This window comes from Paenibacillus sp. FSL H8-0104 (assembly GCF_038050215.1).
In the GTDB taxonomy this organism is placed as follows: Bacteria; Bacillota; Bacilli; order Paenibacillales; family Paenibacillaceae; genus Paenibacillus; species Paenibacillus amylolyticus.
Genome location: NZ_JBBOTC010000001.1, coordinates 5,001,967 through 5,016,076 on the forward strand (window position 1 = coordinate 5,001,967; position 14,110 = coordinate 5,016,076).

Genomic DNA, 14,110 nt, shown 5'->3' on the forward strand with positions numbered 1-14,110 from the left:
TCGCGATTCAATCCTTAAAGGGGGAGTTCACACATGAAAGCTGTACATTTTGGTGCGGGCAATATTGGCCGCGGTTTTATCGGTCATATGTTGTCCGCTTCCGACTACGAAGTCTGCTTTGTCGCACGTAACCCGAAGAAAATCTCCATGCTTCAAGAGAGACAGGAATATCCGATTACACTTGCCAATAGAGATCAGGACACTACGATTGTCAACAACGTGACGGCTATCAATGTGAATGAGCAGAATCTGGTTGCTGAAGAGATCGCTTCAGCCGATGTGATCACAACCGCGGTGGGGGTATCTGCACTCGGAGATATTGCCGAACCGATCGCCAAAGGCATTCAACTTCGCATGAAAAACAATAATCAGGCTCCACTGCATATTATCGCTTGCGAAAATGCCATCGGTGGTAGCACCAGGTTGAAGAAACGCATCTATCCATTTCTGGATGAACAAACTCGCAAAAAAGCCGAACGTTATGTTTCTTTCCCCAACGCAGCTGTGGACCGGATTGTTCCGGCTCAAAACCACAAAGACCCGCTGCAGGTCACTGTTGAACCTTTTTACGAATGGGTCGTTCATCGTCCAGCACTTCTGGATGGTTTTAAGAAAATAGATGGCGTCCACTATGTGGATTCGCTTGAACCTTACATTGAACGTAAAATGTTTACGGTCAATACAGGCCATTGTGTCGCTGCATACTTCGGCTATCTCGAAGGATTCAAGACGATCCGCCAGGTGATGAGTAATTCTACCCTGCGGGCCAAAGTGCGCCATGTTATGGAAGAGACCGGTCAGATGCTTATCCAGAAGCACGGATTCAACGCTCAGAAGCATAACAAATATATCGATACCATACTGGAACGCTTCGCCAATCCCAACCTGACGGATCAGGTCACCCGGGTCGGACGTTCCCCCCTTCGCAAGCTTTCGCCTCATGATCGGCTTGTTCGCCCAGCGATGCAGGCCAGTGAATTCGGAATTAAAATTCCTCATTTAACTTCTGCTATGGCGGCCGCAATGCTGTTCAATTACAAGCGCGACGAGGAAGCCATGAAGCTACAACACATGATTCGCAAAGATGGCGTCTCCGCCTTCATACGTGAACGCATGGGAATTCCCGACGAACATCCCGTTCATCAGAATGTAATCGCCCGTTATCAGGAACTCAAAGGGCGCAAGGAATCGACCATACTAACCTGAGTAACGGATCAGGGCATGGGTTTGATCCTGCAAACTGAATAGAAGCACGGCCAAGAAGCCGGGAGGAACCTATGCAGTTGCATCGCTCCTTCCGGCTATTTGTCTATGCACGGCGTGGCACGGCACGGTACATCTATCTATATTGTAGTAACGTTAATAAAACAGCGTATCTCCTCTCTCAAGGAAACACGCTGTTTGGGGAATCTTTTTAATTTATTTTCTACTCATTCATAATGGAATTGAGAGATGCATATGCCATGGGCAGGAAACCTTCCGAAGGCTCACCAATAGGTGCTTGGATGTGGAAAATGAAACCATTGCCGTCCAGTTCTTTCACGATAAAATACTCTGTTTTCTTATCATTCTGGGACATCATGTATAATTTTGCATCCTTCATCGGGCCGTTGCTGAGTTGTTCAGCCGTTAATTGCTTCACTTCTCCGGTCTCGGACAACTCTTCCTTGGCATCCATCTTCAGCGCATCCAGATTGTAATTCGCCGGCAGCTTCTCAATCTCTACCTCATAATCCGGATCAATCTTCATTGTTAATTCATGGTCTTCGGCGTCAAAAGCCATCGGTTCAAACACATAAAGTGAATAACCTTTCGCTTGTGCCAATGTCACTGGACGTTTCTCGGTCATTCCTTCTACCGTCACTTCCAGCTCTGATGTCTTCGGACGATCGGACGTTACTGTACCGCCTGCATTGGAACCGTTATTGTCATCACTCGATTCAATCTTTGTAATCTCTGTAAGTACCAACTGTTTCGTTGTTGCATCAATCGTTTTCTCTACATATTTGAAACGAACGGAATCTTCGTCATCGATATCATCCAGAGACTTCTGCAGATCTTCACTCACCTGGAATGACATCGGCTTCTCATTCACTCGAATCTCAACGGTATGCGGATCAGCCCATCCAGTCAGAATACCTTCTGCTTCAATTGCAGCACTTTCATTTGGTTGTTGCTCCGGTGCTGGTGACTGTTCTTTCGTATTATTCACTGTCGGCTGTGCAGCAGGATTACTGTTCCCACAAGCCACAAGCGAGAATCCCATAAGTAAAACCAGGAGTGATGCACTGACTTTCATTGTATTTCCTTTTCGCATATGAACACCTCCGTTAGCTTATACGCAATGATGCTTGTCCATGTTGCTTCTCATCCATTGGCTTGGCTGTATACTAGTACTTACACGGGAGACAGGCAGCTCAATCATGCAAAATGTCTGAATGGTTTCTCAGATCCTCTGCTCAGCTGGCCTGATCCATCTGTACCAGTTTGGCATTGGCTCCGTTAAACGCTTTGGTCTGGAGGTTAAATTGCTTTCGGAATTCAGCAAGCTTCGCATATTCGCTATTCCGTACCCGAATAGCTCGCTTAATCTTAACCAGATTAGGTTCTGTACTTTCTCTCATCAGATCATACAACTGCTCATCGGCACTCAGACTCAACTGATACGAAGCAACAAAATTTTCCAACGCACGTGCTCTAGCTTCATATTGATCCAGCACCTTTTCAGCCTGTGCCAATGTTTCTTCTTTTTCAAATGATAGATCCTTAAGGGAACTGCGCAAGGCCACCGTCTTCTCGTTGGTCTGTTTCATGGCCTCTTCCGCCTGTTTCAACAACGTTCTTCGTTCATGGATATGATCTGCTGCCTGATCCAGCAGTGCTTCGAGATCACTGTTTTTGTTCTTGCCTTTGTCTAAAATAGACTTGTATAACTTCATATCTTCCTGCTCATGACTGGTCAGCGTCTTCAAACTCTGATCGATCTCCTGACCGCTGAGCACCAATTGGTTTATCTGATTTGCCGCAGGCTCCTGCGGATCTCCACAACCACTCACCAGCAGAATTAGCAATACACTAACTGCCGCAAGCGCCACTTTTTTACTCGTTAGCACCCAAGTCCTTCCTCTCTTTCATCATCTTGTTGTTATATTACAAGCGGGTATCTCCGCTAAAATTGGCTACCCAGTGTGCATCCGGATCGTATACTTCGAACTCGTAACCCCGATCTTCGAGTAACTTCAGAATGCGTGGTAAAGCCTGAACCGTCTGCTCCCGCTCATGCATCAGAATCACTTCCTTATCCCGATGTACACTTTTGCTCACCCGGGCCACAATCTTGTCCGGCTGACCGGGAAGATTCCAATCGAGTGAATCTGTCGTCCAGTCCCACATTTTGAACCCGGCCGCAGCAATGTCCCCTCTGAACTTTTCACCGATCTGTGGACTGCTGCCATAAGGTGCACGAATCAGATGAGGCGTAAAACCAATCAGGTCTTGCACCATCTTCTGCTCCTTCTTGAATTCTTTCACAAAATTTGCAGAACTGCCGCTCTTATACAGCTTTTTATAGTTATGCGTCATGCTGTGGAGTCCAGGATAACTGCCTTCTTTCAACAGCCGTTTCACTGCTTCTGGATGCTGATTCAACTGACGTCCGATCATAAAAAAGGTAGCTTTCGCCTCATGCTGCTTCAATATATCCAGCAGTTGTTCTGTATATTCAGTTGGCCCATCATCAAACGTTATGTATGCCAATTTGCGAACCTGGCCCTGGAACCGTGCCGGCTCCTCCTTCGCATCCGGAGTAACTTGTATCATGCCGAGCTTGGCCGGCTGTTCGATTACAGTAATCGGAGGCGGCGCCACAACGCTTTTGATCCAATGCGTCATGCCAAAGAATACATATGTAATACCGGTAACGAACAGTACCAAGAGCATTAGAGCTATGATTACCCTTCCATACCGGATTTTTCTTCGTTTATGTGTTTTCGTGCGACTTGTGCTAGGCGGAATACTGCCACGTTCTCCCGCTCTCTCTTGTTGAACTCTCACTGTCATGCCACTTCCTTACTTTCATTTTTTCCCGATTATTGGTATATTATCTCGTTTCATGTCTCTATATAGAAGATTAATAGAAAAATGGATCGGGAGAATGACAGAATAGTTACAAGCCCGGTTACAATCTACTTATCTCTTCGTTCTCTTTATCTTTCCTGCGGTTGTCTTCTCCTGTATAATGAAGTGATTTACGCTATCAGACTTCAAGAAGGAGCTACACCCATGACAAGCTTGAACCGTGCCGGCAGATCCATCTATCTGTTATTCTTTGTCGGCATTATCGCCATTTCTTTCTCTTCGATCTTTGTACGCTGGTCTACCGCAGATGTTGCGGTCATTGCCATGTACCGTCTATTTCTGACCAATCTGCTAATGTTGCCTTTTGTCTGGAAATACAGACATGAGATGATGCGTCTGAGCTTACGGCAGTGGGGCTTGCTGCTTGCATCCGGTGTGATGCTGGCCCTTCATTTTCTGCTCTGGATGGGTTCGCTGCGGCTCACCAGTGTTGCCAGTTCCACAGTTATTCTCGCGCTGGAGCCAATACTGATTCTTGCCGGTTCGGTATGGCTGTTCAAAGCCAAAATTAACCGCATGATGATCATCGGCATGGGCATCGCCCTGCTTGGATCAATCGTCATTGGCGCAGGAGATTTCCAGTTGGCAGGTACTGCCCTGCAAGGTGATGTCCTGTCTTTACTTGGCACAATCGCAGTCGCCGTTCATATGCTGCTGGGTCAATTTTTGCGAGCGGGACTTAGTGCATTTTCGTATAACTTCTGGGTGTTCTTCGTAGCTGCTTGCACGCTGGCGGTATATAATCTGATCATGGGCCATCCGTTCGGAGGTTACGCTGCGTCAGAGTGGGGAATCTTCCTGCTGCTCGCCATTGTGCCAACGATCTTTGGACATTATCTCTTCAACTGGCTGCTTCAATATATGAATGCCACGACGGTATCCATGGGCGTACTTGGGGAACCCGTATTCTCTTCATTACTGGCCTGGATGCTGCTCGGCGAATCCCTCAGTGCATTACAGATGTCTGCCGGGGTCGTCATCATATTCGGGGTATGGATTTTCATTCGATATGGCAAAACCAAACCTCAGATTGCTTCAGCAGAAGCCTCTGTTGCGGGAAAAGGGCCTATTGAACCCACAACGGTATAACGTATTTTTTCGTAAATCATAGTAATAAAAGACTCTACCACTCTCATAAGGCGGTGTATTTTGATGAAAAATATTGTATCCATGCGCTGGCTGCTCGCCAGAATGTATGAACCAGATGTAGTTATTGCAGATTGCAGATTCTTGCTCGGTCAGCCGGAGGCTGGAAGACAAGCCTATGAATCTGGACATATTCCAGGAGCTGTCTATCTCGATTTGGAAAAAGATCTGTCTTCTCCTGTGTCTGCGCACGGAGGACGTCACCCACTTCCTGATCCGGCTGTGCTCGCAAGTCGTCTATCCAAAGCTGGCATCGGCTCCAATAGTCGTATTGTTGCTTATGACGATCAAGGCGGAATGAATGCATCTCGGCTATGGTGGCTGCTTCGCTATATCGGTCATGAACAGGTGTATATCATGGACGAAGGTTTCTCCGCTTGGAAAAACGCCAAATTCCCGGTGACTACGGATGTACCGGTTCAGATCCCATCTTCCTTTGAGGTGAATGTGCAGCCAGCCATGCTGGCAAGTGTTGAAGATGTTCAGCAGGCTTCGGCAAGTGGCAGTGTCGTGCTAATTGACTCCCGTGATGCTCGCCGCTATGCAGGTCTGGAGGAACCGATCGATGCCAAGGCCGGACATATTCCGGGTGCGGTGAATTATTTTTGGAAAGATGTGTTGGATTGGGATGGACGTTGGACAGATACTGCGGTGTTAGAAGAGCGTTTCAGTAAGCTGGACAAGGATGGTGCGATTATCGTGTATTGCGGCTCCGGCGTATCAGCCTGCCCGAACGTGATTGCACTGGAAGAAGCGGGATATACAAATGTGAAGTTGTATTCTGGAAGTTGGAGCGACTGGATCAGTTATGATGAGAATCCGGTGGCTACCGGGGAAAATTAAGAATGTAGCGAGGGTGCACATTATCTAAAAAAGAATACATCGCTAGGTGGCTTATCTGCCCCGGCGATGTATTTTTCTATGTTCGGAGTCAACATCAATTCAACAACACAACCCAGTAAGTATTTAAAAGCACACAGAAGTAGACATCAAGTGGCAGCTTTTTTTGATTCATGATAACGGAAAAAACCGTGATGGACATCTGTCCACCACGGTTAAATAATGAAATCTATTATTACTTTTTACTTAACGATACATTTGCTGTTAACGTCTTATCGATCGTCGTCCAGTTGACATAAGCACCTAGTATTTCATTAATAACAGAAACCGGAACTACGGTTTCGCTATTTAAAAGCTTAGGTACGTTACTATTGAACACTAGTTTATCGTTAATTGAATACACATCTGAACCAATTTGAGCACTTATATTTTTCGTACCTAATTTGATTTGCGTTGAACGCGTCTTATTATCCCATTCTACTGTGCCGCCCAATAGCTCCGACATTGTTCGAATCGGTACGTAGAACTCATCGTTATGAACAACCGGTTTGATTGTCGTACCACCCACATTCATGGCAACGTCAACATATTCAAGGAAATCGGTCTTTCGAATGAGTCCATGAACGCCTTTCGTTCGGTCCACGACCTGAGATACTTCGTAATCCGTTGCCGCCGATAAGTACGCATAAGCTACACTTCTATCCATATCAAGCTTATCGGATAAGAATTGAATCGATTCACGTACTGATTCTTTCATGGCTTCATCCAAATCAGGGTCCAGTCCAATCGGAATCCAATAATCCTCTGTTTCAGCAAAAGGTTGCGTGAATTCTCCACTGTGTGGTAATGATGAATCACCTTTCTTTAACACCGTTAACCGAACTGTCCCCCTTAAGGAGGCTTCCAATGCAGTTAACGCTACTTCTCCATCTCCTTGAGCAAAGTGTGGATCACCAGTATAGAATAGTCCGCCTTTAACTTGAATCGGATAATAAATAGTTGCACCAACACCCAACTCATTAATATCCATATTCCCTCCTGTTTCAATAGGTGGGATAGAACTCACAACTTCACTGGTATTTGGTGCAACCCCCATAACACCTAGAAACGGGTTAATTGGGAAACGTACATTTTTGCCAGCTTTTGTTGGTAATACCCCATACCAATTGCCGTTGATTTCTTCAATAGGCGTAAATATAGATACATTATTATATAATTCCGGTTTTGTTGCGCTAGCTCCCTCTTGTGGGCCTGTATTTTCTGGAAATTCGTTAGGAAGGGCACCTTTACCATGGCGGTTAGAAATGACACCATATGGAACTCGAGTTTGCAACGAAAGGACTTCTACTTTAAGAACATCTCCTGGCTCTGCTCCCTCAACCGCTACTGGCCCAGTGATAATATGAGGTCCGTCTTTTACATAATCATGCTTAATCTCAGAAGCCGCAATCACCTTCGCATCATCCAATACTCCATCGGGTGAGATACCGAATTTGCCGAAGTACTCCACTGGATTTCTCCCTTGATCCTCTATCAGTCCCTCATGCGATACCGTATCAAATGTTACAGCACTTCCTGATGGTACAGTAAGAATCGGAGAGCTGTCTCGATTAGGCAGTGATCCCCAGCGAATGTTCTTAATCGCAGACGTTACATAATAATCACCTTCTACCTTATCGATAGTTGTTGGTTGCAGCGGCATACTAAAACCCACTGAAGGTAGAGCAAATGTAAGCATACCTATAATCCCTACTGAAACTCCAAATCTCCTAATCGTTCGGTTAATAAACATTACGCTCCCCCTCTGTATTATGTAATATTTCCTAACATAAATAAACACTAACATATAAATATATTTACAACAATATTTTTTGTTAACAAAAGTAACATTAAAAAGCTAAATATCAAGAATAAACTTACAAGTATAAATGATATGTAAGTATAATTACCACAATTGAGTCATGTAAAACTTAAATACATTTAGCAAACTTAAGGATCCATCTTCAGAGATTTGAACAAACGAAATTAAGTTACAGGAAAACTATGTATGTATTTCATGTTTCTGAACCCGCCGCAGGAATACTACTGCACTCCGGTTCAGGCTTAATCACCTGTCTGCACGTGATTGCACTGGAAAAAGCGGGATACTCAAATGTGAAGTTGTATTCCGGAAGTTTGAGTTAGTGGATTAGTTATGAGGAGAATCCGGTGGCTATCGGGGAAGAGTAGGTACGGAGCACAAGTCTGCAGGATCTCAAAAACAAATACACTGCCATGCAGGCTGATGCCTGGGGCGGTGTATTTTCAGTGCCTGAGCGTCACTCGGGAATATGGGCGAGATAGAGGCATGTTTCATGGGGAGACTGATCCAACCAAATCCTTTCTCGCTCAATGAAACAGGATCTGCAAAAGAAAATGAGGAGAAGCATTCATGAGTCCATGTATCAAGATAATCACCCATATTTTACGATAGCGGGCCCATAAATAACCAAGAAACAGACCTGTAACCCCATGATTTGCAATTACTGTTGCCACATCAATATCCCAATGACCATTTCCTTGAATGGCGACATGCCAAATGGACCATAGTATTGAAACTAGTAGTATGGCGGGCCATCTTCCAAGCAACGTCTCCAATCGGGTTTGCAGCCATACCCGATAAAAAACTTCCTCCAATACGCTATTGATCATAAAACCAATCAACACCAAGAGAAGTAATTCTGTCATATCGGTTGCTACGATCTCTCCTTCTGGTTGTGCAATTGGAGAATAGAACTTTAGATAACCCCAGACCAAAATAACGATTAGTGGTACGATGACGTGTCTGCGAGTGCGAGGTTTTACCGAGATAATGTCTTGATGCCCGCCAGCCATTTTGCGATAAATCAGCAATAAAATCAACGGAGTGAACAATAATGTCGTTAACTTGAACGCCAAATAATATAGCTGGAAATGTAATCCTTGCTGGTCTATCGTTATCAGAGAAACCGTAAATAAAACGCCTGACAGCAATAATACAATCGATTGAACGACCAAGTGCTGTTTCTCCATTTGTTGGAAAATTGAGGAATCATGACTTTGATAAGGAATCATATGGATTAGAAAAATACCAAGGAATGCCGGTAACATACTATGCCATATTGGAATCACTTCCTCATGATCAGCCGTGTACCTTATATTCAAATTTCCGGTCCACACTAACCACAATACAGCAGCAAATATAATGATCATACATAATAAGCCGATTGCCTTTCCCCATGCTGGAAGCATTACTTTGAATTGCTGATTCATTCCAATTGCACTCCTTTGAGTGGCATGTTGCGTTTGCCCCATTCTTTTTTTAATTCAGTTGAGTTAAATAAATTCTAGCACATCCCTTCTTCATCGTCTATTTATTTCAGTTGAGTTAAATAATATGATATTCTGTGTGTATGCCAAAAATCGTGGACCATGAGAAGATGAAGAATATTATCGCTGAAGCTACTTGGAAAATCATTAGTGAGAAAGGCATTCATCATGCAACGTCAAGAACGATTGCGAAGGAGGCCGGATTATCACAAGGCGCTTTAAGACATTACTTTTCAAAACAAGAGAGTCTATTAGCGTTTGCAATTGAGTTAGTTAAGGAAAAGGTACTTACTCGAATAAAAAATCTGAATGCAAGAGAACTGGCGCCTCAAGAAAGAATTGTTGAATACTTGCTCGAACTAGTCCCGACGGATGAACAAACATTATTGGAAATGGAGGTTTGGTTTGCATTTGTAAGCTATGGAAAAACGCAAAAAGGGTTCGACGCCAATTATGAGGACCTGCAAAACGCAATCAAGAACTGCATCATGTACTTGAAAAATGAAGGTCTTCTGCGTACAACCGATGAAGAGAAGGAACAAGAAAAACTGTATGCCTTTATGAATGGGATGGCTCTCAATTTGTATCTAGAGCCGGATAAGATAAATAGAACACGAAGCAAAGAAATGATACAAGACTATATCAATTGGATTATACGTTAAAGGAAAACTTGATGCATAGATCAGGGAGCTAAGTCAGCTGACCCGCGCCTAGCAAAATACACAAGAAAGTCCGGTGGCTACCGGGGAAAAATAAAGATTAAAGAGCCCACGTTTTGCGTGGGCTTCTTTGTGCTTCCATTATATCCATGTAGCATTTTAGATGCTTACATTTCCGACCTCTGTAACGTTCAGATTCAGCCTATGTTTTCGGCATACTTCGTAAAAATTTTTTGAAACAATGGGTTTGAAGATATTTATATAATCCAGCATAAAAAATTCATGCTTGCCAATTCGCTCTTCATGAAGGCAGATTTGAGATACAACTTTGACGATCTTACGTGGAGGCTGTTGTACAGATGCAGCAATGACCGCTTTGCGCCCATATTCCGAACGTTCATAATCGAAAACATCCAAACGATCGAGCTGATGTGCAGTCCAATAGGTTTTTTCAACCGCACGACCGTCGTGGTAACACACCGTTGTCGGAATAAACTGTGTATTTGTTTTCGTTTCCTCCAATAGCATTTTAAAACGATCTGATACGTGTCTCGTTCCTGTGATCGTCTCAAAATAATCTACGTTCAGGTTACGCACCGTAGGCACTAACTCAACCTCTGCGGTTGTCCCCTCGGGCAACGGATTGTCTATCGCAAAATAATTCATATCTAATTGGGGAGTGAAGGTTGTTCCGCCACTAATAAACCCTCTACGTGGATATTGAGATTCCAGAAAATAATAGTTCAAAAGAATGATGTCTCCTTTCCAAATAAAGTGCCTTTCAATCAATTATACAGGTTAAGCGCCCCCTCCAATTACTCCGCGGTTTTAAGCAAGTTATCCACAATAAAATCAAGCTGTTTGTCTAACGAATAAATATCATTGTAGAAAAATAAACCAAAGCTCATATCAATCAGACGTCCTTCTTTGACTGCGGGGATGTTATTCCAAATTGAATTGTCTGACAGATCAACCATTCCTTCAAAGGAAGAACGGAATATATAATCACCCACATATTCAGGTAATACTTCATAAGAAACGTCTTTGCTTGTTGCATCGTTTCTTGCATTTTCAATTTCACGTTGCAAGACTTCAGGTGCTTTCATCCCTAAATACTGATAAATAATCTGCGACCCCCGGCCATAACCCAAGCCTGTCATTACAGCCATGGAACCTTTGTTACTTTCCATAATTGTGACGGTTTTATCCAAGATACCTGCTTGTTCAAGTTTTTCCTTGCTTTGCTCAACCTTTTTGTGAAGGTTATCTAACATTTCCTGAGCTTGTCCCTCTTTACCCAGAATTTCTCCAAGCAAATTCATACGTTCTTCTACTGGCAGGTCATAAGGAATATATACTGTAGGGGCAATCATTTTAAGTCCTTCATATATTTCTTCATTGGTAACAATAATGAGATCGGGATTAAGCGCAGTTACTGCTTCCGGGTCCGGCTTAAATGCTCCTAATGAAGTGGCACCTTCCAGTTCGCTCGCAAAAGCCGCTCCTTCTTCTATAGAAGAAATCCCCACAGGATTTACGCCTAAAGCAAGCAAATCACCCATTAGATACAGGACAACCACTCGTTGTGGATTAACCGGTACTTCAATATCACCTTTTATGGTGGTTACGGTCTTCATTTGAGATTGTGTATCTGTATTGTTAGCGTTGTTGGCCGATACCTGATTCGTTGGCTTCTGAGAACCTTCATTGGCTGCAGGACTTCCTGCCCCACCAGTTGAACAAGCACTAAGCAATAGGGTTAAACAAAGTAATAATGTGATAGCTAAGGGTGTCTTTCTACTTCTGTACATCAATAATTCCTCCTCAAATATATATTGATAATGATTATGATAATCATTATCAATATATAAGGAAGTTAGATCCTGTACAATGCCTAATCGTGCCACAGTCGATGGTACATTAGGACTTTCATGCTGCTTTCGATAACGAATAGGTGCAATCCCCATATATTTCTTAAATATTTTAGCAAGATAATAACCATCAGGATAACCAACAGCCTTGGCAATTTCCTGTAAAGTAGCATCTGTAGCAAGCAGCAGTTCCTTCGCTTTGTTCATCCGGATTTGAATGACAAAATCAATCGGACTATAACCAGTCTGGCGTTTGAATAGCCTTGATAAGTGACGTGGACTGCTATCCATAAGCTCTGCTAACAAGTCCATTGTGATGGGTTCAGCGTAATGTTCCTGCATATAATATTTCATTTGTGCAACCAGGTCTGGCTTTATTGTTGGCACGCGCCCATTGTGGATCTGCCATAACAACTCGTATACAAATTGATAAAATAATGACTTTACATGGAACTGTTCCAGTGCCTCTTGCTCTTCCCAAGCTGTCATCATGTATTGTACTTTGCTTAACAAGGAAACAGGCTGATCAGGTGCAAAGCCGTATTGAAGCTTGAAGGGATTACGGTGCTCCATCAAAGCCAAAATATCCTGACGCTCAGGTAGCGGAATGATGGCTTTGTAATAAATCATATAATATTCAAGGAACTCTTCAACAGGCAAAATGTTCAGGCAACAGCCCTTCCCACCATGCAAAACATGGAATCGTGAGACCTGATGATCTTTTCCATCCAACCGTATAACAGCATTGCCACGCACCATGTATAAGAAACAGCTCGCAGGGAATCGGTAGGAGTGAAGTACCTCCTTCCTTTGCATAGTTATATGGCGAATATCCATTATTTTAATAGATGCCTTGTTCCATAATAAAAGATGTTCATTGAAATGTAAGATGGCTTCCCAGCTCCTTAAAATCATTGGTCATATATAGTCAACAGAGAGTCAACTTGCATGCAAAATAGGGGCCGGATCACCCACTAACGTGAGTACCCGACCCCTTGCTTTGATATACATATGAATATACAGACCTTAATCAACACTTTAACAGATCAAAAAGAAACAGTCTATATTTTTGGGAAAATATTCTATATATTTAGGTTGCTGGCCGGCAAAATACAGATGAAACGGAGCATAGATCAATGACTTCCAACAACCATCTTACTCGTGAAGAATTACAGGATTATCTGCACAATGTATTTGGTGCCGGTTACCATATAACGCAGAGCGCAAGAATTCATGGAGGCGCACAAAAAGTCATTTACAAAATTGACTGCACGAATGGTTTCACTTGTATGCTGTACGTTTGGGATATTTCCAGCAACTATTTTCAGGAAGAGATCTTGAATGAGCCCACTTTCCACAGTTCCTATGGCAGCGAACTTTTCTCTTTGAATACTCGCTTTCTCGCTCAACATGGAATTCGAACACCAATCTTGTATGATCTGAATAACGATAGAGACCAGCACTCTTATGATTTTGCTCTTGTTGAGTATGTGGATGGACAGAAAGCCGAAGCCTATTTCCAGCACAAAAATCACAAAGATCGGGATGAGTTGTTTCAACGGATCAGGGATATGTTGTCTAATATGCATAACATCCAAAGAAACGTTTATGGAAGCGCCAACAATAACAGTAAAAAAGCTGGGCCTTGCTACCAAGTTCAGCGGTTGGATGCCGAAACAGCCTTATCCTATGCATCCAAGCACATGACAGATATAAGGAAAAATGACGAAAAGCTGCTTGAGAAACTTTACGAATTGGAAGCAGCGATTCAACCCAGAGATCTCTATAGTTTCATTCATGGAGAGTTGGGTCCGGATCATATATGGATAGATCATGCTTTGCAACCATGCCTTATTGATATTGAGGGCGCAGGATTCTTCGATCTCGAACATGAGCATAGCTTTCTGGAGTTTCGATTTGGAGACTTTTATCACTACTTTAAAAATAACGATATCGACCCGGAGCAGATGACATTTTATCGATTTTGCCATCATTTGTCCTTGATATCAGGAGGACTGAAACTGCTTCACAGACAATTCCCCGATCAGCAATTCGCTAGGGGTCTTGCAGAGTATCATGCCAGATGTGCAGTTCAGATGCTTTCATGAA

The 14,110-nt window shown here is 43.3% G+C and carries 12 protein-coding genes; 5 read left to right on the forward strand and 7 right to left on the reverse strand.

Annotated features, from left to right (window positions below; genetic code table 11):
• Positions 1–33 precede the first annotated feature (33 nt).
• On the forward strand, positions 34–1,206 hold the full coding sequence (locus NST38_RS22160; protein ID WP_076254359.1) for a mannitol-1-phosphate 5-dehydrogenase: 1,173 nt from the start codon (positions 34–36) through the stop codon (positions 1,204–1,206).
• Between the two features lie 220 nt (positions 1,207–1,426).
• Here NST38_RS22160 and NST38_RS22165 read toward each other — a convergent pair whose 3' ends face one another.
• The 3 genes from NST38_RS22165 to NST38_RS22175 form a co-directional block, all read right to left on the reverse strand.
• Positions 1,427–2,317, reverse strand: a complete 891-nt coding sequence (locus NST38_RS22165; RefSeq protein WP_076254357.1) for a hypothetical protein — start codon at positions 2,315–2,317, stop codon at positions 1,427–1,429.
• A gap of 142 nt (positions 2,318–2,459) precedes the next feature.
• Positions 2,460–3,113 (reverse strand): YkyA family protein, encoded by a 654-nt coding sequence (locus NST38_RS22170; RefSeq protein ID WP_076254355.1) that lies wholly within the window; start codon positions 3,111–3,113, stop codon positions 2,460–2,462.
• A gap of 37 nt (positions 3,114–3,150) precedes the next feature.
• Positions 3,151–4,053: a polysaccharide deacetylase family protein gene (locus NST38_RS22175; protein ID WP_235193735.1), complete on the reverse strand. Its 903-nt coding sequence runs from the start codon at positions 4,051–4,053 to the stop codon at positions 3,151–3,153.
• A 228-nt stretch (positions 4,054–4,281) separates the two neighbouring features.
• On the opposite strand from NST38_RS22175, the gene NST38_RS22180 reads away from it, so the two are divergent.
• Together NST38_RS22180 and NST38_RS22185 are read left to right on the forward strand one after the other, a co-directional pair.
• Positions 4,282–5,226 (forward strand): DMT family transporter, encoded by a 945-nt coding sequence (locus NST38_RS22180; protein WP_036668496.1) that lies wholly within the window; start codon positions 4,282–4,284, stop codon positions 5,224–5,226.
• A gap of 63 nt (positions 5,227–5,289) precedes the next feature.
• Complete coding sequence (locus NST38_RS22185; RefSeq protein WP_076254352.1) at positions 5,290–6,126, forward strand: sulfurtransferase; 837 nt, start codon at positions 5,290–5,292, stop codon at positions 6,124–6,126.
• A 232-nt stretch (positions 6,127–6,358) separates the two neighbouring features.
• On the opposite strand, the gene NST38_RS22190 is transcribed toward NST38_RS22185, so the two are convergent.
• Positions 6,359–7,915 (reverse strand): acetamidase/formamidase family protein, encoded by a 1,557-nt coding sequence (locus NST38_RS22190; RefSeq protein ID WP_083685110.1) that lies wholly within the window; start codon positions 7,913–7,915, stop codon positions 6,359–6,361.
• 596 nt (positions 7,916–8,511) lie between these two features.
• Entirely contained in the window at positions 8,512–9,414 is a 903-nt protein-coding gene (locus tag NST38_RS22195) for a CPBP family intramembrane glutamic endopeptidase (RefSeq protein WP_076254351.1), read from the reverse strand.
• 140 nt (positions 9,415–9,554) lie between these two features.
• On the opposite strand from NST38_RS22195, the gene NST38_RS22200 reads away from it, so the two are divergent.
• The gene (locus NST38_RS22200; protein WP_036615266.1) at positions 9,555–10,133 is read left to right on the forward strand and encodes a TetR/AcrR family transcriptional regulator; all 579 of its coding nucleotides are present in this window, start codon (positions 9,555–9,557) and stop codon (positions 10,131–10,133) included.
• A 156-nt stretch (positions 10,134–10,289) separates the two neighbouring features.
• On the opposite strand, the gene NST38_RS22205 is transcribed toward NST38_RS22200, so the two are convergent.
• Both NST38_RS22205 and NST38_RS22210 read right to left on the reverse strand, forming a co-directional pair.
• Positions 10,290–10,877: an imm11 family protein gene (locus NST38_RS22205; RefSeq protein WP_076254349.1), complete on the reverse strand. Its 588-nt coding sequence runs from the start codon at positions 10,875–10,877 to the stop codon at positions 10,290–10,292.
• A 68-nt stretch (positions 10,878–10,945) separates the two neighbouring features.
• Positions 10,946–12,733 (reverse strand): AraC family transcriptional regulator, encoded by a 1,788-nt coding sequence (locus tag NST38_RS22210; RefSeq protein WP_341344059.1) that lies wholly within the window; start codon positions 12,731–12,733, stop codon positions 10,946–10,948.
• A 404-nt stretch (positions 12,734–13,137) separates the two neighbouring features.
• Here NST38_RS22210 and NST38_RS22215 point away from each other — a divergent pair, with 404 nt between their 5' ends.
• Positions 13,138–14,109: a phosphotransferase gene (locus tag NST38_RS22215; protein WP_076254343.1), complete on the forward strand. Its 972-nt coding sequence runs from the start codon at positions 13,138–13,140 to the stop codon at positions 14,107–14,109.
• Position 14,110: the final 1 nt, after the last annotated feature.